The sequence below is a fragment of the Hydrogenophaga sp. genome, from assembly GCF_051860785.1.
In the GTDB taxonomy this organism is placed as follows: Bacteria; Pseudomonadota; Gammaproteobacteria; order Burkholderiales; family Burkholderiaceae_C; genus Hydrogenophaga.
On record NZ_JBIMLB010000005.1, the window covers coordinates 29,081 to 47,163 of the forward strand.

General features: G+C 66.2%; 19 protein-coding genes. 11 read left to right on the forward strand and 8 right to left on the reverse strand.

Annotated features, from left to right (window positions below):
* Positions 1-8 precede the first annotated feature (8 nt).
* The 3 genes from ACTIF6_RS08615 (at position 9) to ACTIF6_RS08625 (ending at position 2,875) form a co-directional block, all read left to right on the forward strand.
* On the forward strand, positions 9-1,055 hold the full coding sequence (locus ACTIF6_RS08615; protein ID WP_439587556.1) for a TRAP transporter substrate-binding protein: 1,047 nt from the start codon (positions 9-11) through the stop codon (positions 1,053-1,055).
* 64 nt (positions 1,056-1,119) lie between these two features.
* Positions 1,120-1,674, forward strand: a complete 555-nt coding sequence (locus ACTIF6_RS08620) for an NUDIX hydrolase (protein ID WP_439587557.1) — start codon at positions 1,120-1,122, stop codon at positions 1,672-1,674.
* 22 nt (positions 1,675-1,696) lie between these two features.
* Positions 1,697-2,875, forward strand: coding sequence for an MFS transporter (locus ACTIF6_RS08625; protein ID WP_439587558.1), 1,179 nt, complete (start codon positions 1,697-1,699; stop codon positions 2,873-2,875).
* On the opposite strand, the gene ACTIF6_RS08630 is transcribed toward ACTIF6_RS08625, so the two are convergent.
* From ACTIF6_RS08630 to ACTIF6_RS08640, 3 genes are read right to left on the reverse strand one after another with little or no spacing between them, the layout of a single operon-like run.
* Positions 2,876-3,190 carry an ATPase with chaperone activity gene (locus ACTIF6_RS08630; RefSeq protein ID WP_439587559.1) on the reverse strand — a complete coding sequence of 105 codons (315 nt, stop codon included), beginning with the start codon at positions 3,188-3,190 and terminating at the stop codon, positions 2,876-2,878. It abuts the gene before it with no gap.
* Positions 3,072-3,815: an AAA family ATPase gene (locus tag ACTIF6_RS08635; RefSeq protein WP_439587560.1), complete on the reverse strand. Its 744-nt coding sequence runs from the start codon at positions 3,813-3,815 to the stop codon at positions 3,072-3,074. Before ACTIF6_RS08635 ends, ACTIF6_RS08630 begins: the two co-directional genes overlap by 119 nt.
* Positions 3,812-4,156 (reverse strand): TA system antitoxin ParD family protein, encoded by a 345-nt coding sequence (locus tag ACTIF6_RS08640; protein WP_439587561.1) that lies wholly within the window; start codon positions 4,154-4,156, stop codon positions 3,812-3,814. The genes ACTIF6_RS08635 and ACTIF6_RS08640 overlap by 4 nt, the downstream gene beginning before the upstream one ends.
* A gap of 97 nt (positions 4,157-4,253) precedes the next feature.
* On the opposite strand from ACTIF6_RS08640, the gene ACTIF6_RS08645 reads away from it, so the two are divergent.
* Positions 4,254-4,931: a DUF1294 domain-containing protein gene (locus ACTIF6_RS08645; protein WP_439587562.1), complete on the forward strand. Its 678-nt coding sequence runs from the start codon at positions 4,254-4,256 to the stop codon at positions 4,929-4,931.
* An 84-nt stretch (positions 4,932-5,015) separates the two neighbouring features.
* Here ACTIF6_RS08645 and ACTIF6_RS08650 read toward each other — a convergent pair whose 3' ends face one another.
* The 4 genes from ACTIF6_RS08650 to ACTIF6_RS08665 all read right to left on the reverse strand — a co-directional run bounded on the left by ACTIF6_RS08650 (position 5,016) and on the right by ACTIF6_RS08665 (position 9,637).
* On the reverse strand, positions 5,016-7,349 hold the full coding sequence (locus tag ACTIF6_RS08650; protein ID WP_439587563.1) for a YgiQ family radical SAM protein: 2,334 nt from the start codon (positions 7,347-7,349) through the stop codon (positions 5,016-5,018).
* An 82-nt stretch (positions 7,350-7,431) separates the two neighbouring features.
* Positions 7,432-7,890, reverse strand: a complete 459-nt coding sequence (locus tag ACTIF6_RS08655; protein ID WP_439587564.1) for a MarR family winged helix-turn-helix transcriptional regulator — start codon at positions 7,888-7,890, stop codon at positions 7,432-7,434.
* A complete protein-coding gene (locus ACTIF6_RS08660; RefSeq protein ID WP_439587565.1) occupies positions 7,887-8,075 on the reverse strand; it encodes a hypothetical protein in 189 nt (62 codons plus the stop codon). The genes ACTIF6_RS08655 and ACTIF6_RS08660 overlap by 4 nt, the downstream gene beginning before the upstream one ends.
* Positions 8,072-9,637: an FAD-dependent monooxygenase gene (locus ACTIF6_RS08665; protein WP_439587566.1), complete on the reverse strand. Its 1,566-nt coding sequence runs from the start codon at positions 9,635-9,637 to the stop codon at positions 8,072-8,074. The genes ACTIF6_RS08660 and ACTIF6_RS08665 overlap by 4 nt, the downstream gene beginning before the upstream one ends.
* A gap of 152 nt (positions 9,638-9,789) precedes the next feature.
* Between ACTIF6_RS08665 and ACTIF6_RS08670 the strand changes: the two genes are divergently transcribed.
* The 6 genes from ACTIF6_RS08670 (at position 9,790) to ACTIF6_RS08695 (ending at position 15,551) form a co-directional block, all read left to right on the forward strand.
* Positions 9,790-10,704, forward strand: a complete 915-nt coding sequence (locus tag ACTIF6_RS08670) for a crotonase/enoyl-CoA hydratase family protein (protein ID WP_439587567.1) — start codon at positions 9,790-9,792, stop codon at positions 10,702-10,704.
* A gap of 102 nt (positions 10,705-10,806) precedes the next feature.
* The gene (locus tag ACTIF6_RS08675; RefSeq protein ID WP_439587568.1) at positions 10,807-11,370 is read left to right on the forward strand and encodes a bactofilin family protein; all 564 of its coding nucleotides are present in this window, start codon (positions 10,807-10,809) and stop codon (positions 11,368-11,370) included.
* 82 nt (positions 11,371-11,452) lie between these two features.
* Positions 11,453-13,144, forward strand: coding sequence for an ExeA family protein (locus ACTIF6_RS08680; protein ID WP_439587569.1), 1,692 nt, complete (start codon positions 11,453-11,455; stop codon positions 13,142-13,144).
* Positions 13,145-13,159: 15 nt separating this feature from the next.
* Positions 13,160-13,819 carry a general secretion pathway protein GspB gene (locus ACTIF6_RS08685; RefSeq protein WP_439587570.1) on the forward strand — a complete coding sequence of 220 codons (660 nt, stop codon included), beginning with the start codon at positions 13,160-13,162 and terminating at the stop codon, positions 13,817-13,819.
* Between the two features lies 1 nt (position 13,820).
* A complete protein-coding gene (locus ACTIF6_RS08690) occupies positions 13,821-14,450 on the forward strand; it encodes an ABC transporter ATP-binding protein (protein ID WP_439587571.1) in 630 nt (209 codons plus the stop codon).
* Between the two features lie 93 nt (positions 14,451-14,543).
* A complete protein-coding gene (locus ACTIF6_RS08695; protein WP_439587572.1) occupies positions 14,544-15,551 on the forward strand; it encodes a catalase family peroxidase in 1,008 nt (335 codons plus the stop codon).
* 24 nt (positions 15,552-15,575) lie between these two features.
* On the opposite strand, the gene ACTIF6_RS08700 is transcribed toward ACTIF6_RS08695, so the two are convergent.
* Positions 15,576-16,739, reverse strand: coding sequence for an acyl-CoA dehydrogenase family protein (locus ACTIF6_RS08700; protein WP_439587573.1), 1,164 nt, complete (start codon positions 16,737-16,739; stop codon positions 15,576-15,578).
* Between the two features lie 103 nt (positions 16,740-16,842).
* On the opposite strand from ACTIF6_RS08700, the gene ACTIF6_RS08705 reads away from it, so the two are divergent.
* Complete coding sequence (locus tag ACTIF6_RS08705; RefSeq protein ID WP_439587574.1) at positions 16,843-18,048, forward strand: acetyl-CoA C-acetyltransferase; 1,206 nt, start codon at positions 16,843-16,845, stop codon at positions 18,046-18,048.
* Positions 18,049-18,083: the final 35 nt, after the last annotated feature.

Below are 18,083 nucleotides of genomic sequence, written 5' to 3' on the forward strand. Positions count from 1 at the left end.
CCTCCACCATGATCCAACGCAGAACCCTGCTCCAGTCCGGCGCCGCCGTGGCCCTTGGCGCACCCGCCTTCGCCGGCCTGGCGCAGCAAAGCGTCACGCTCAAGTTCCACACCTTCATGGCCCCGCAATCCAATGTGTGGCTCAACATGCACAAGGCCTGGATGGACAAGGTCGAGAAGGATTCCGGCGGCCGCATCAAGTTCGAGGGCTATCCCGCCATGCAGCTCGGTGGTTCACCGGCCCAGTTGTACGACCAGGCGCGCGATGGCGTGGTCGACATCGTCTGGACGCTGCCAGGCAACACCCCGGGCCGCTTCCCCCGCATCGAGGCGTTCGAGCTGCCGTTCATGATGAACAACGCCGAGGCCACCTCCAAGGCCTACTGGGAGTACGTGCAGACCGTCGCCAAGGACGAGTTCAAGGACACCCACCCCATCGCCCTGCAGGTGCACGGCCCCGGCATGTTCCACATGCGCAACAAACAGATCAAGACCGCCGAGGACCTGCGCGGCTCCAAGGTGCGCGGCCCGACCCGCCAGATCACCAAGATGCTGGGCTACCTGGGCGCCACGCCCGTGGGCATGCCGCTGCCGCAGATTCCCGATGCGCTGTCCAAGGGCGTGATCGACGGCTGCGTGATCCCCTGGGAGGTGGTGCCCTCGGTGAAGGTGCACGAGCTCACCAAGTTCCACAGCGAATTCGACCCCGCCGGTGGCGCGCTCTACACCACCACTTTCGTGATGGCGATGAACCGCAACAAGTACGCTTCGCTGCCCGCCGATCTCAAGGCCGTCATCGACAAGAACTCCGGCCTGGAAACCTCGGGCTGGCTGGGCAAGGTGCAGCAGGCTGGCGATGCGCCCGCCCGCGAGCAGGCTGTCAAGCAAGGCAACACCATCTACACCATCCCCGCTGCTGAGGCACAGGAATTCCGCCGCAAGGCTCGCCTGGTGGAAGTGGAGTGGGTGCAGGACATGGACAAGCGCGGCTTCAATGGCAAGGAATTGCTGGAGACCGCAAAGGCCCTGATCGCCAAACATGGCAAGAAGGCATAAGGTCTTCCGACCAGAAATGCCGGGCCGCGAGCCCGGCATTTTTTTGTGACCTAAACTGCCCCTGATGCTCCGCACACCTGCCAAACACTGCCGCAACTGCGGCACCGCTGTGCAACTCAGGCTTCCCGACGATGGTGACACCCGGCCGCGCGCCGTGTGCCCGGCCTGCCTGACCGTGCACTACGACAACCCGCTCAACGTGGTGGGCACGGTGCCAGTGTGGGGCGATTCGGGGCAGTACGTGCTGCTGTGCAAGCGCAACATCGAACCGCGCTGGGGCAAGTGGACCCTGCCCGCCGGCTTCATGGAACTGGGTGAAACCACCGCCGAAGGCGCGGCCCGCGAAACCGACGAGGAAGCCGGTGCGCAGTTCGAGCTGGGCGAGATCTTCACCCTCATGAACGTGGCCCGCGTGGGCCAGGTGCACATCTACTACCGCGCGCGCCTGCTGAGCGATCGCTTCGACCCCGGCCACGAAACGATCGAGGCACGGTTGTTCACCGAGGAAGAGGTTCCCTGGGACGAGATTGCCTTTCGCACCGTCAAGGAAACGCTGGAACACTACTTCGCGGACCGGCGCCGCGGCGCGTTCGGCTTTCACGCCTTCGACATCGGCTGAAGGCCGCAGCGACAGCGTGCCCATGAGCCATCCGCACCACTGGCCCCTTGTGCTGCGGCTGGGCAGTGCACAGACCCTGGCCTGGGCGTCCTCCTACTACTTGCCAGCGCTGCTCGCAAGGCCCATGGCGCAGGAGCTGGGCATTCCCGTCACGCAGGTCTGGACGGCATTCAGCGTCGCCTTGTTGCTATCGGCGGCATTGGGACCCTTCGCAGGCCGGGCCATCGACCGCTGGGGCGGGCGTCCCGTGCTCATGGGCACCAGCCTGATATTTGCCACCGGGCTGGCCGGCATGTCACAGGCACAAGGTACGACCAGCCTGATGCTGGCGTGGTTGCTGATGGGCGTGGCCATGGGCGGCGGTCTCTATGAGGCGGCCTTCGCCGCTCTGGTGCGCCTGCGAGGCACCGACGCACGGGCGTCCATCACCGGCATCACGCTGCTGGCCGGTTTTGCCAGCACCGTGGGCTGGCCGCTGAGTGGTTGGTGGGAAGCCGAATGGGGCTGGCGCGGCGCCTGCCTGATGTGGGCCGGCCTGCACCTGCTGGTGGGCCTGCCGCTCAATGCGAGCATCCCGCGCGCCGGTGCACTGCCCACGCCACAAGCCGTTCAGCCGGAGCGCAGCGACGCCTTTGACACACCTGCCGAACCCGCACCCAGGTACGCCGCGTGGGTGCTGGCCTACGTCTTCGCCGCGACCTGGTTCGTGAGCACCGCCATGGCCACACACCTGCCGCAACTGCTCGTGGCCAGTGGCGCCACGCTGGCCGGCGCGGTGGCCATCGGCGCACTCGTGGGCCCGGCACAGGTGGCGGGCCGTTTGCTGGAGTTCGGCTTCCTGCGCCGCCTGCACCCGCTGCTGGCCGCTCGCGCCGCCACCCTGGGCCATCCGTTGGGTGTCGCCTGCTGGATGCTGTTTGGCCCGGTGGCGGGTCCGGTGTTCGCGGTGCTGCACGGAGCGGGCAACGGCATCCTCACCATCGCCAAGGGCACCCTGCCACTGGTGCTCTTCGGGCCCAGGGGCTATGGCCAGCGGCAGGGCCTGATCACGGCACCCTCCCGCGTGGCGCAGGCGTTCGCGCCCCTGGTGTTTGGCGCCTGCATCGAACGCTGGGGGGCGGGGGCGCTGTGGATTTCCAGCGCGCTCGGCCTGAGCGCGGCGGGCGCGTTGCTGTGGTTGCGCACCGCGCCGCGCCGCTGATCAGCCGGCATCGGCCGGTGCCGGCCAGTTCAGCAACTCGGCCAGGCGTGTGATCACCCAGGTGGATTCGGCCTTCGTCACCACCGCTGGTTCCACCCGCAGGCCCTGCAGGCAACGCGCCAGCACGTCCGCTTCAGTGATGCCCAGGCTGAACTCCATCTGACGCGCAGTCTCGGTCAGCATCTGTGCCATGTCTTCACAAAGCTCGTAGCGCCCGGCCAGCTCGGCGCGCTGCAGGGAAGGCTTCTGGCGCCCCGGTGCCAGGTACAGCGCCACGAAGGACTGCGGGATATCGATCTGGGATTCGTCGGACATGCCCCCGATCATGCCTGCTGAGAGCCCAGCACCCGCACCAGCCAGTCGGGTGGCGAGGTGGCGTCTCGCCGACCACCTGTCCGCGCCTGCAGCACCCCACGAGTCGCGGCGGCTGGACCACACGGTTGCGGGGACGCGAGGTGTCGTACAGCAAGGCCAGGTCGGCCAGCAGAACGGCTTTCGATAGATTCGCCACGGTTCTGGGATAGCGGGCGAGGATGCGATCGGTGGGGACTCCATGCCCACCCTCCTGTTCGCGCTGCCGAACGCGTGTCAACAATTGCCTCGGGTCGTCCACGCACACCACCAGCAGCACCACCGTGAAAGACGCCGCCTGTGCGGCAGAGATCAGGGCCAGCTTGGAAGGGTGCGAGAACACGGTCTCGCTCACGAGAGTCGTCCCCTCATGCAAGCATTGGGTTCGCCGCTGGTCGGCCCATTGCCGCGCTTGCTCCGAACGCCTCTGGAGATCGCGCACCTGCTGCAGGTGCGTGGCCTCGTGAAGATCGGCATTGACGAACTCGGCCTGCTCTGGAATCAAACCGGCAGCGACCGCAGACGCATACAGTGTGGACTTGCCGGCCCCGTTGGGACCGGACAGCAGGTAAAAAACGGGCGGGGTCACGCCGCGCGACGAGTACCTGGCGCCTTGCTGCGCTTGTCCATCACGCTGTGTCGCACCGCTTCGGCCAGGACGCCGCTGGACTCGGCGGCAAGAAAACGGGCCTCGATCGCCTCGACCGAATCGGGGACGATCGCCTGCCGAGCGGCGGCGTCGTAGCGGGAAATGGCCTCTCTCGCTTCCTGCACCGTGAGACCCGTCTCTTCGGCAATGCGACCGAGCGTGGCCCAGTACTCGATCTGGCCGGCAACCGACCGGCGTTGTGGCTGGGCCGCCTCACGGGCTTGCTGAACCAGCCCGGCGGGCAGCTTGACCGAGGAAAATGCACTGCTGGAGGACGACATGGCAAAAACTCCTGTTTGGCGCATTTTGCGCCATTCGGGATACCATGGCAACCGGCTGGCCTTTGGCCTCATTCCTTGAAACCTTTCCGATACCGCCATGAGAAAACAGGGAACCGTGGTGCGCTGGGACCGCGAGCGTGCGTTTGGCTTCATTCGCAGCCCGGAAATTACCGCGGACGTCTTTTTCCATACCCGGGATTTCAGCGGCCACAACCCGCCTGCCGAAGGCATGGAAGTGACCTTCGAGGAAATTCATGTCGGCGGCAAGGGGCCGCGAGCCCTTTCGGTGGAGCCGGTGCGCAACGCCGTGGCATCGCCACTGGATGCAACGCCCCTGCCCTTGCCAGCCGAGGCCGAGATCCTGCCCAAGGCCAAGCCGGCCCAGCGCTCGCGCACACCGCGCGAGAAGCGCCGCGAGGAGCTGCCACTGTGGATCGGCCTGGGCCTGATCGCCTTCTGGCTGCTGCTCTGGCTGGTCGGCATCGGTTTCGGGCGCTTTCCGTGGGTGATCCTGACCGCCGTGGTCATCCTGAATCTGGCCACCTTCTACATGTACTGGCGCGACAAGGACGCTGCCATCACGGAGAGCCCGCGTGTCCCCGAAGACTGGCTGCATGGTCTGGGTGTCGCGGGTGGCTGGCCAGGCGGCTGGTTTGCCCAGCACATCCTGCGCCACAAGACCGCGAAGACCCGCTTTCAGCTGATGTACTGGGTCACGGTGGCGCTGAACTTTGCGGCGCTGCTGGCCTGGATCTGCTGGCCGCTGATTCAATGAACACCCCCGCGCCGCCTTCGGCGTCACCCCCTCAAGGGGGCGCACCCAGCGGCCCGGCAAAGCCGGTTCCGCGGGTACCCTGGTTCAGCGCGGCTTGCGCTTGCCCGCACCCACCGGCGAACCCGGTCGGGCGGCACCGGTGACACGCGGCGGCAGTCCGGTGTGCTGCGTGAGCAGGCGACCTTTCGAAGGCGCTGTTCCCACGGGCGTGCTGTTCTTGCGTCGCGCACTCTGGTAACTGCCGTCGGTGAGCGGCTGGAACGTGGGAATGAGGTGGTGCTTGCCGTTGCCGATGAGGTCAGAACGCCCCATGGTCTTGAGCGCTTCGCGCAGCAGCGGCCAGTTGTTCGGGTCGTGGTAGCGCAGGAACGCCTTGTGCAGCCGGCGGCGCTTGTCACCGCGCACGATGTCCACACGCTCAGCCCGCTCGTCGCGATGAATGCCTTTGAGCGGATTCAGGTTCGTGTGGTACATGGCCGTCGCCGTGGCCATGGGGCTGGGATAAAAGGTCTGCACCTGGTCGGCGCGGAAGCCGTTCTTCTTCAGCCAGATCGCGAGGTTCATCATGTCCTCGTCGCTGGTACCGGGGTGCGCCGCGATGAAGTACGGAATGAGGTACTGCTTCTTGCCGGCCTCTTCGCTGAACTTCTCGAACAACTGCTTGAACTTGTCGTAGCTGCCGATGCCGGGCTTCATCATCTTCGACAGTGGCCCGCCTTCGGTGTGCTCGGGCGCGATCTTCAGGTAGCCCCCCACGTGGTGCTGTACCAGTTCCTTCACGTACTCGGGGCTCTTGATCGCCAGGTCGTAGCGCAGGCCGGAGCCGATCAGGATCTTCTTGATGCCGCGCAGCTCGCGCGCCCGCTTGTAGATCTTGATGAGCGGACCATGGTCGGTGTGCAGGTTGGAGCAGATGCCGGGATACACGCAGCTCGGCTTGCGGCAGGCGGCTTCGATCTCGGGGGTCTTGCAGCCCAGGCGGTACATGTTGGCCGTGGGGCCGCCGAGATCGGAGACCACACCGGTGAAGCCTTCCACCTTGTCGCGGATGTCTTCCACCTCCTTGATGATGGATTCTTCCGAGCGGCTCTGGATGATGCGGCCCTCGTGCTCGGTGATGGAGCAGAAGGTGCAGCCACCGAAGCAGCCGCGCATGATGTTCACGCTGAAGCGGATCATTTCCCAGGCCGGGATCTTCGTGGCGCCATCGTGCTTGCCGTGTTCGTCGGCGTAGGCCGGGTGCGGGCTGCGCGCGTACGGAAGGTCGAACACGTGGTCCATCTCCGCCGTGGTCAGCGGGATGGGCGGCGGGTTGATCCACACGTCGCGCGCGGTGGTGCCTTCGCCATGCGCCTGCACGAGTGCTCTCGCATTGCCGGGGTTGGCTTCGACATGCAGCACGCGGTTGGCGTGGGCGTAGAGCACGGCGTCGCTTCTGACCTGCTCGTAGCTGGGCAGGCGGATCACGGAACGGTCGCGCGGCGGCACCTTCAGTTTTCCCTTGCCCTGCAGGGCAGGGTTCGGCATGAACTTGAGTGGCTGGATCGCCGGGTTGGTCTCCACCGCGGCGGCCGTGCCGTCCTCCTTCGAACAGCTTTGGCCTTGCGCCTGGGCCTGCTCGCTGGTGGTGAGATAGGGGTTGATGTGGCTGTCCACACGGCCGGGGGTGTCGACCTCGCTCGAGTCGATCTCGATCCAGTCCGCAGCGGTCGGATCGCCTGGGCGGCGCACGAAAGCCGTGCCGCGCACATCGGTGATCTGTTCGATGGGCTCGCGCGCCGCGATGCGGTGCGCCACCTCGACCAGCGCGCGCTCGGCATTGCCGTACAGCAGGATGTCGCACTTGCTGTCCACCACCACGCTGCGGCGCACCTTGTCGCTCCAGTAGTCGTAGTGGGCGATGCGGCGCAGGCTGCCCTCGATGCCACCGAGCACGATGGGCACCTCCTTGAAGGCCTCGCGGCAGCGCTGGCTGTAGACGATGGCCGCGCGGTCGGGCCGCTTGCCGCCCACGTCGCCTGGCGTGTAGGCGTCGTCACTGCGGATCTTGCGGTCCGCCGTATAGCGGTTGATCATAGAGTCCATGTTCCCGGCCGTCACGCCCCAGAACAGGTTGGGCTTGCCCAGGGCCTTGAAGGCCTCGGCGCTGGTCCAGTCGGGCTGGGCGATGATGCCCACGCGAAACCCCTGCGCCTCGAGCACGCGGCCCACCACCGCCATGCCGAAGCTGGGGTGGTCCACATAGGCGTCTCCAGTCACCAGGATGATGTCGCAGCTGTCCCAGCCCAGTTGCTCCATCTCGGCGCGGCTCATCGGCAGGAACGGCGCTACGCCGAACCGCCTGGCCCAGTACGGCCGGTAGCTGGTGATCGGCTTGGCGGCGCGCGCGAAGAAGGAGACGTCGAGGGGGGCGTTCATGGGGCTGGCACAGACCCGGAGCGCGGGTGGGTGGAAAACCCGTGATTTTACCGGGCTACCCCCTTTTCATGGGCCAACAGGGTCACCGCTCACCGCTGTCGCTGGATTGCGCATGGGCAATCAAGCGGTCAAAAAATGTTTCAAGCTGTCGCTGCTCGCTGACTGAAAGGCAACCAAAAATGTCGCCGTTGCGTTGCGCGATGAGGCGCATCACGCGCTTCCACAGCTGCTTGCCGCTGCGCGTGGGCGTCAGCACCACGCCGCGAGCGTCGGTGTCGCTGGGCGCCTTCTGCACCAGATCACGCTCCACCAGCATCTGCGCCGCGCGGCTGGCCTGGCCTTTGTCGAGGTTGGCGCGCGCAGCCAGGTCGTTCACCGACAGCGGGGCAAACTGCCCGATGGCTGCCAGGCAGCGCGCCTCACCCACACCCAGGCCCAACTCGGTGGCGTAGGCATCGCTGCTGTGGCGATCGGTCAGCTTGTTGAGCTTGTGCAGGCGGTAGGTCAGGAAATCCTGCAACGAGGGCAGTTCCGTGCTCATGGCTTCCCCGCATCGCTTTGCGCCAGCGCATTCGCGATCAGCGGCAGCACCTGGTCGGCCCGCTCGAAACGGCTCATGAGCGAAAGGCACAGCATCGAGAGGAACATGGGCGCTCCGGCCTCACCCACGCGCGTCAATGCCTCGCACACAGCGCTGTAGCTCTGGTCGAGATCGGTATCGGTCATTCAGACACCTCCATGTCGTTCAAGGCGGCGCGAAGCGGCGCCGGGTCCAGGCCATGCCAGCGACCCATCACATAGCCATCGGGCCGCACCAGCACCAGCGCGGGTTCGTCGGGCCTCTGCAGGCCAAAACGCTGCCAGGCCTGACCTTGCACGTCCATCGCCTGGGTGATGACCAGCACCTCCAGATCGGGCTGGTCCAGCACGAGATCGCCGCCAAAGACCAGCACCAGGAAGCGATGACCGAAGCGGCTGCTCAGGTGGAATGGGCCGTGCGACCCTTGCAACAGCGCCTCAGGCGCTGGCGCGCCCGGCGCGGCCTGCTCATGGGCCCACACACCCTGCTGCTGAGCATTCAGGGGCGATCCCACATAGGTGATGGGCGAGGACTGGCGTGGATTGATCAGCGATCGCACCTGCGCGTCGCTCACCGCCAACCGCAGCGTGGCTTCGCGCATGAGGCGGTAAGCGAAGTTGGGGGGCGCCATGAACTCGGTGCTCTTGGCACCGTAGGCGATGTTCTCTCGCGTGGCATGCACACGCTCGACGGAATAGGAGTCGAGCAGTTTCTCGGGCGATCGACCCCGGATCACGCGTGCAAGCTTCCAGGCCAGATTGCCCGCATCGTCCAGCCCGGAGTTGAGCCCGCGCACACCGAAGATGGGCACCAGATGGGCCGCATCACCGGCAAAACACACGCGGCCGTGCCGGTAACTTGGCAGCGTGAGGCACTTCGCGTTGTAGATCGAGATCCAAAGCGGCTCCCAGGGCTCGGTCTCACCGATCATGTCCAGGTGGCTTTGCACGCGCGGCAACACGTTCTCGGGCTTCACCGCTTCCAGCGGGTCCTCGTCGTCGCGGATCTGGTAGTCGATGCGCCAGACGTCGTCGGGTTGGCGGTGCATGAGGATGGTGGAGCCTGGGTTGGAAGGTGGATCGAACCACGCCAGGCGCTCCACTTCACGCCGGGTCTTCTGCACGATGTCGACGATCACGTACCGGCCTTCGTACTGCGTGCCTTCAAGTTGAAGGCCGAGCTGCTCGCGCACGGTGCTGCGCCCGCCGTCGCAGGCCACCAGCCAGTCGGCATTCAAGGTCTGCATGCCCTCAGACGTCTCCACGTCCACCGCCACGCCATCGGCGCGCGCTCGCACCGCGTGCACGCGGCTGGCCCAGGCCATTCGGGCTTCTGCCCCTCCGGCTTGAGCGGCCTGGTGGGCGAACTCCTCTACGTAGAACTGCTGGATGTTCACCATGGGCGCGAAACGCTGCGTGGGCTCGCTCGGCATCTGGAAATGCAGCACCTCGGTGTTGCGCCAATGGCTGCGGCCGCCCACCCAGCTCAAGCCTTTCTCCACCAGCGGGCGATCGGCCCCCACCCAGCCGAGAATTTCCTGCGAACGGCGCGAGATGCAGATGGCGCGGCTACCGCTGCAGTAGCCCTCGTCGGCCTCGACGACGAGGTTGGCGATGCCCTGGCTGGACAGCAACGCCGACAGCGTCAGACCCACAGGGCCACCGCCGGCGATGAGCACCGGGATGGCGGGAGGCAGTAAATTCTTCATGTCATTCCATTTGGTTGCGTGCGCAACTTTAATGAAAAATGGTTGCGTACGCAACATTAGCCTTCATACCAGATCCGACACGGGTGTCGCCAGTGTGGCGCATCAATGGCACCCGCCTCTCTATGATGAAAATTCCATTCGAGGAGACACCCATGCCCACATTCACCACCCTGCGCATCGAACAGGACACCAGCAATCCGCGCGTGGCCCGGTTGCTGCTCAACCGGCCCGAGCGGCTCAATGCCATCAACGATGACATGCCGCGCGAAATACGTGCCGCGGTGGAATGGGCCAACGCCGAGAACGAGGTGCACGTGATCGTGGTCGAAGGCGCGGGCAAGGGCTTCTGCGGTGGCTACGACCTGTCGATGTTCGGCGAGGGCGAGATCGACCACCCCTGCCAGCAGGAGCGCCATCCCTGGGATCCCATGGACGACTACGCCTTCATGAAGCGCAACACCGAGGACTTCATGGCGCTGTGGCGCAGCGCGAAGCCGACCATTGCCAAGGTGCATGGTGCGGCGGTGGCCGGGGGCAGCGACATCGCACTGTGTTGTGACCTGCTGGTGATGGCGGAGGACGCGCGCATCGGCTACATGCCCACGCGGGTCTGGGGCTGCCCCACCACCGCCATGTGGACCTACCGGCTCGGTGCCGCACGCGCCAAGCAGATGATGTTCACCGGCAACGTGATCGACGGGCGCACCGCAGCCACCTGGGGCCTGGCCAACGAGGCCGTGCCCGTGGATCAACTGGAGTCTGCAGTGATGGCCCTGGCCAACCGCATCGCCGGCGTTCCGAGTTCCCACCTGGCGATGCACAAGATGGTGGTCAACCAGGTGATGCTCACCATGGGCCTGGAGCAGGCACAGACCATGGCCACGCTTTTCGACGGCATCACGCGCCACAACCCGGAAGGCCTGTGGTTCCGACGCCATGCACAGGAGGCGGGCTTCAAGGATGCCGTGCAATGGCGCGACAGCGGTCGATCCATTCCTGAGGGCGACGAGGCGCGAGCCCTCGTACAGGAAATGGAAAAGCGCAAGAGGAATGCTGTCCAAAAATGAAACCGCATGTACGGTTCATCTCGTTACCCCTCTTACGGAACGGACCTGAATGTAAGACACACCACGCTTAGCATGACCGCTTCACTTTTAGAAGGAGCTGGCATGGCACTGCATTTTGGCAAGCGCGAAACCGAACAACCCAAGTCCCTCAACTCCGGCATGACCACGCCGCGTTACGGCCAGTCGGCCACCGGCGCATCGGGTGGCAGCCAGGCGCAGACGCCTTCCCAGCCCAGCGCCTCGACGCCCGACCTCGACCTGTCTTCGTCGGCTCCTGAAGCAACCAAGGTGCCGGAGGGTGGCAGCAAGCTCACCGTAGGACCCAACATCAAGCTCAAGGGCGTCGAGATCACCGACTGCGATACGCTGGTGGTCGAAGGCCTCGTTGAAGCCACCATGGACTCGCGCGTGATCCAGATCGCGCAACAGGGTGCGTTCAAGGGCTCGGTGGAAATCGACATCGCAGAGATCCGCGGCACCTTCGAAGGCAACCTCACCGTGCGGCAAAAGCTCGTGATCTATGCCACCGGCAAGGTCACCGGCAAGATCCGCTACGGCAAGGTCGTGATCGAGGAAGGCGGCCAGCTTTCGGGCGATATCGAGTGCACGGTCGTTTCCACGGCCAAACCGGCGAACAAGCAGCACGCCATGGCACTGGCGGCCTGATACCCGCCCCGCACGCACGAGCGGTCCCGCACGGACCCGCTCGGCGTTGCCCGCCCCAGACGGCACCGTTATGCTCTGGGGCATGTACGCCGAATTCTTCGGGTTGAAGCAGGACCCATTCTCGATCGCGCCGGACCCGCGTTACCTCTTCATGAGCGAGCGCCACCGTGAGGCCCTGGCGCACCTGCTCTACGGCATCCGGGGGGGTGGCGGCTTCGTGCTGCTCAGCGGCGAGATCGGCGCGGGCAAGACCACAATCTGCCGCTGCTTCCTGGAGCAGATCCCCGAGCGCTGCCGGGTCGCCTACATCTTCAACCCCAAGCTGACCGTCGGCGATCTGCTCAAGACCATCTGCCACGAATTCAACATCGAGGTGAAGCACGAGGGCATCGGGCCAGCCACCATCAAGGACTACCTCGACCCGTTCAACGAGTACCTGCTCAAGAGCCACGCGGCTGGCGAACGCAACGTGCTCATCATCGACGAGGCGCAGAACCTCACGCCGCATGTGCTGGAGCAACTGCGCCTGCTGACCAATCTGGAGACCAGCGAGCGCAAGCTGCTGCAGATCATCCTGATCGGCCAGCCCGAGCTGCGCACCGTGCTCGCGCGGCCCGAACTCGAACAGCTCGCCCAACGCGTGATCGCGCGCTTCCACCTCGGAGCGCTCAACGAGGCCGAGACCCGCCAGTACATCCAGCACCGCATGCAGGTGTCCGGCCTGCGCGGTCCATTGCCGTTTTCCAGCCAGGCCATTCAGCGCATCCACGAGATCGCGCGCGGCGTGCCCCGGCGCATCAACCTGCTGTGCGATCGCGCCCTGCTCGGCGCATACGCCACCAACCAGCCACGCGTGGACCGTGCGGTGGTGGACAAGGCGGCACGCGAGGTATTCGAGACCGATGCACCGGCGCCGGTGGTGCGCCGTCGCGCCGCGCGAGCTCAGGCGCGCACGGCATCCCTGGGGTTGCTGGGTGTGGGTCTGCTGGTCGGGGTGGTGCTGGCAGGCGCCGCGTTCTGGTTCTGGAACCAGAACCAGATTCGTCCTGCTGCCGTCGTACCCGTCGACACGCCCGCCGTTGCCCAGGCGGCACCTGCGGCGCCCCCAGCCAGCCAGCCGGTGGCCACGCCAGCACCTGCCGACCCGGCGACCGCGCCTCCCGCTGCCTCCCTGCCCAGCGGTCCACCACCGGTTGCTGCTCTGCACACCACCGAAGTGGCGGCGCTGCGCGAACTCGGCCCCTTGTGGGGGCAGGCGCTGGATGCAGGCGAGCCCTGTGCCACTGCGCAACGGGCCGAACTGCAGTGCTACCGCACCGATCGCCTCACGCTCAGCGGCATGCGCCAGCTCAACCGCCCCGGCATCGTGACCCTGCGCCTGCCCGAAGGGTCCGGCCTCGCGCTGGTCACGGCCCTCACGGGCGACACCGTGGTGCTGCAGTCCGGGGGCCTGCGCTGGCTGATGCCGCTGACGGCGCTGGCCGACGTCTGGCGCGGCGACTTCACCACCCTCTGGCGCACGCCACCCGGCCAGAAAGGCCGCCTGGTGGACGGGCGCACCGGTCCCGCCGGCGAATGGCTCGGCAGCCGCATCGCCGGTCTGCAAGCCATCGGCAAGGTGCCTCCCACCTCCAACAACCTGACCGCCCGCATCCAGGCCTTCCAGCGCGTCAACGGCATCGACCCCGCCGGCCTGGCCGGGCCCATCACGTTCATGCAGGTGAACCTGTCCAGCGGCGTCGACGAGCCCCGACTGTCCGCACCCGGCTCCTGACCCCACAAGCCCACCATGTCCTACATCCTCGATGCCCTCCAGCGCGCCGACGCCGAGCGCGAGCGCGGTCACGTGCCGGGCCTCAACAGCCAGCGGGTACCACCGGCCAGCCGGAAGCCTGTGCAGGCGCGGCGCCTGCGCCCCTGGCATGTGCTGCTGGCGGTGGCCATCGGCCTGTGCGTGGTGCTCGCGCTGTGGTGGTGGCAGCCACCTTCGGTCGAACCTGCGCCCGCGCCCGCTGCAGAACGCCCTGCCGCGCCCGTGAGCGAAACACCGGCTCCTGCCGAGGCAGCGATCCGAACCGAACCGGTGCTGCCGATCCTCGCGCCACCCCGCCCCGAACCCGTCGCCCCGGCCAGAACCGCTACGGCACCCGCTCCTGCCGCCAGTTCGGCAGCCTCTGTGCCGCCGGCCACGCCGGTTCCGGCCGAGACCGCTTCCACCACGGCGGTGCGCAGCTTCGCCGAACTCACACCCGAAGTGCGCGCGCAACTGCCCACCGTCAACGTGAGCGGTGCCACGTACTCGAAGGACGCGGCCGTGCGCATGCTCATCGTCAATGGCAAGGTGGTGCAGGAAGGCCAGGAAATCGCGCCCGGCCTCAAGCTGGAGACGATCGGCCAACGCAGCGCGGTGCTCAACCACCAGGGTCTGCGCTACTCGATCGGATACTGAAGTGAACGCCGATCCTGTCGATCCCGTGCTGCAGGCCAGAGGCCTGTGCTTCGGCTGGCCTGGGCGTCCCCTCTTCCGAGACCTGTCGTTCGATCTGCCTCCAGGGGTGAGCCTGGTGCGGGGCGACGACGGCTCTGGCAAGAGCACCTTGCTCGCCCTGATCGCCGGTGCGCTGGTGCCCGACGCAGGTACGCTGGCTGTTCAGGGCGTTCCCCTGCACAGCCAGCACGACGCCTACCGCCACCGTGTGTTCTGGATCGACCCGCAGACCGAGGCGCACGACGCGCTGGCCGCCAGTGGCTATCTGGAGAGCCTGAGTCGCCACTACCCGAAGTTCAGCACCGAGACCATGGATGAACTGGTGGATGGCTTCGGGCTGCGACCCCATCTGGGCAAGCCCATGTACATGCTGTCCACCGGCAGCCGACGCAAGGTCTGGCTCACCGCCGCTTTCTCCGCGGGCGCGCCACTCACCCTGATCGACCAGCCCTTCGCCGCACTGGACGCGCCATCCATTCGCTTCCTGCGTGAGCTGCTGCAGGAAGCCGAAGGCGATGCCGCGCGCGCCTGGCTGCTGGCCGATCACGAGGCGCCAGACGGTGTGGTACTGGCCAGGACCATCAAAATCTGACGGGTTTCTGTAAGAAGTTGCGACCGGGCGCGACCACTGCAAAGGTGGTCGCGACTTGCGCCACCGCAATCCTCCACAGAAAAGGTCGACACGATGAAACCCTTGCTCCTTGCTGCCGCCGCGTCTGCGGCCTTGGGCAGCTCACTCCTCGCCCCGCCCGCCCTCGCCCAGGGTTCGCCCGCCGAAGCACAGGTCAATGCGCTGGAAGGACTCGCCGGTCCACAGCCTGGCTTCCGGCGCTCCGGCGCCAAAGGCATCTGCGCCAGCGGCCATTTCGTGGGCAACGCGGCCGGGCGCGAGCTCTCTCGTGCCAGTGTGTTCAAGGGAGACAAAGTACCGGTGGTGGCGCGTTTCTCGGTGGGCGGAGGCAACCCCAAGGCGAGCGACAAAAGCAGATCCGTTCGCGGGCTGGCCCTGCAGTTCCAGTTGCCTGGCGGCGAGCAATGGCAGATGGCCAACATTTCTGCGCCGGTGTTCTTCGTGAGCAAGCCCGAGCAGTTCGCGCCGTTCGTGCAGGCGCGCACTGCTGACCCGGCCACCGGCAAGCCCGACCCGGAAAAACTCAAGGCCTTCAACGCCGCCAACCCCGATACCTTGCGACAGGGCGCCTACCTCGCGCAGGCACCGGTGCCCGCCAGCTACGGGACCGTCAACTACTGGGGCGTCAACGCGTTCGAATTCGAAGCCTCGCCCGGCAAGAGCCGCTTCGCGCGCTGGCAGTTCGTGCCCGAAGCGGGCACGCTCGGCCTCACCGAAGATCAGCTCAAGAGCATGGGCGACGAGTTCCTGGCCAGCGAATTGCGCGAACGCGTGGCGAAAGCACCCGTCAGTTTCGACTTCCGCCTGCAACTCGCGGAAGCGGGCGACAACCTGCTGGATCCCACCCTGACCTGGCCCGATGCGCGCCAGGTGGTCTCCGCCGGCAAGCTGGTGATCGACAAGGTCGCCGATGGCATGGGCGGTGCTTGCGATGCCATGACATTCAACCCGGTGGTGCTGCCGGCGGGCATCAAGCCTTCGGCCGACCCGGTGCTCAATGCGCGCGCCGCACCCTACGCTCTCTCGCTCGGCCGTCGGCTGAGCGAAGCGGCAAAGAAATAGGAAGCGCAGGGCATGGGCGGGCGCCTACCGGCTGCCCAGTCCCATGCCGCGCGAGATCACCTCCTTCATGATCTCGTTGGTGCCACCGTAGATGCGCTGCACGCGCGCGTCCGCGTAGGCCCGGGTGATGGGGTATTCCCACATGTAGCCGTAGCCGCCGTGCAGTTGCAGGCACTCGTCCATCACCTTGCACTGCAGGTCCGAGCACCAGTACTTGGCCATGCTGGCCGTGGCGGTGTCGAGCTTTTCGCCCACGATCAGTTCGCAGCATTTGTCGACGAACACCCGCGCCACCTGCACTTCGGTCTGCAGTTCGGCGAGCTTGTAGCGCGTGTTCTGGAACGCAGCCACGGTCTGGCCGAACACCTTGCGGTCTTTCGTGTATTGCACCGTCCAGTCGATCGCGGCCTGCGCCGCCGCCACCGCGCCGATGGCGATCTGCAGACGCTCCCAGGGCAGTTGCTCCATCAGGCAGATGAAGCCACGGCCTTCCATGGCCGGGCCACCGAGCAGGTGGTCGGCCGGCACCTTCACGTTGTCGAAGAACAGCTCGGAGGTGTCCTGCGCTTTCATGCCCAGTTTCTTCAGGCGCTTGCCCTTCTCGAACCCGGGCATGCCGCGCTCGACGAGGAGCAGGCTGGTGCCCTTGGCGCCGGCGGAAGGATCGGTCTTGGCGACCACGATCACCAGGTCGGCATGCCAGCCGTTCGTGATGAAGGTCTTGCTGCCGTTGAGCAGGTAGGTGCCATCCGCCTGCTTGATCGCGGTGGACTTCACGCCCTGCAGGTCGCTGCCGGCGGCGGGCTCGCTCATGGCGATGGCGCCCACCATCTCGCCGCTGGCGAGCAGAGGCAGGTACTTCTGCTTCTGCGCCTCGGTGCCATAGTGCAGGATGTAGGGCGCCACGATCTCGCTGTGCAGGCCGAAGCCGATGCCGGTGAAACCGGTGCGGGCGATTTCCTCCATCTGCACCACCGAATAGAGCTTGTCGGCGTCGGAGCCGCCATACGCCTCGGGCAGGCTCATGCAGAGGAAACCGTTTTCACCGGCCTTGCTCCATACCGCACGGTCCACATAGCCCTGCTCCTCCCAGGCCTCGTGGTGCGGAGCGATTTCCTTCTCCACAAATTTGCGGAAGCTGTCACGGAAAGCCTCGTGGTCGGCGTTGAAGAGCGTGCGGTCGATCATGGCGGTGTCACCTATCAGACTGGGTGCAGGGAATTACAGAAAGCATCTGCTTGGCAAAAGTCTATACTGGTTCGCGGCATCCGCATTCCCCCAGGAGACACCCATGAGCGAAGCTTTCGTTTTTGATGCCGTGCGCACGCCGCGCGGCAAGGGCAAGAAAGACGGCAGCCTGCACGAGGTCAAGCCGATCGACCTGCTGGCCGGCGTGCTGAACCGCCTGCAGCAGCGCAACGGCTTCGACACCGGTGCGGTGGACGATGTCGTGATGGGCGTGGTTTCGCCCATCGGCGAGCAGGGCTCGGTGATCGCCAAGGTGGCCGCGCTCAAGGCCGGCTGGGACTGGCGCTGTTCCGGCGTGCAGCTCAACCGCTTCTGCGCCTCCGGCCTGGAGGCGGTGAACATGGCCGCCATGAAGGTGAAGAGTGGCTGGGAAGACCTCGTGGTGGCCGGCGGCGTGGAGAGCATGAGCCGCGTGCCCATCGGCTCCGACGGTGGCGCCTGGGCGCAGGACCCGCAGACCAACAGCGACACCCTGTTCGTACCGCAGGGCATTGGCGCCGACCTGATCGCCACGCTCGAAGGCTTCAGCCGCGAAGACGTGGACGCGTTCGCGCTCGAATCGCAAAAGCGCGCCGCCGCCGCGCGCGCAGCCGGTCACTTCAAAGGCTCGGTGGTGCCGGTCACCGACTTCCTCGGCCAGACCATCCTGGAAGAAGACGAGTTCATCAAGCCCCACACCACCCTGGAAGGCCTGGGCTCGCTCAAGCCGGCCTTCGACCAGCTCGGCGGCATGGGCTTCGATGCGGTGGCCATGCAGCGGTACCCGCAGGTCGAACGCATCCACCACGTGCACCATGCCGGCAACTCTTCGGGCATCGTCGATGGCGCCACCGCTGTGCTGATCGGCAGCGAAGCCGCCGGCAAGACACACAACCTCACGCCGCGCGCGCGCATCGTCTCGGTGGCGCTCTCCGGTGCCGACCCCACCATCATGCTCACCGGCCCGATGCCGGCGGCACGCAAAGCCCTCGCCAAGGCGGGCCTCACCATCGACCAGATCGACCTGTTCGAGGTGAACGAAGCCTTCGCCGCCGTGCCCATGAAGTTCATGAAGGAAATGGGCGTGCCGCACGAGAAGGTGAACGTGAACGGCGGCGCCATTGCCCTGGGCCATCCGCTGGGCGCCACGGGCGCCATGATCCTGGGCACGCTGGTGGACGAACTGCACCGCCGCCAGTTGCGCTACGGCCTGGCCACTTTGTGCGTGGGTGGCGGCATGGGCATTGCCACAGTCATCGAAAGGGTCTGACGACCCACCCCCGCGCCGCGCCTTCGGCGCGTCAC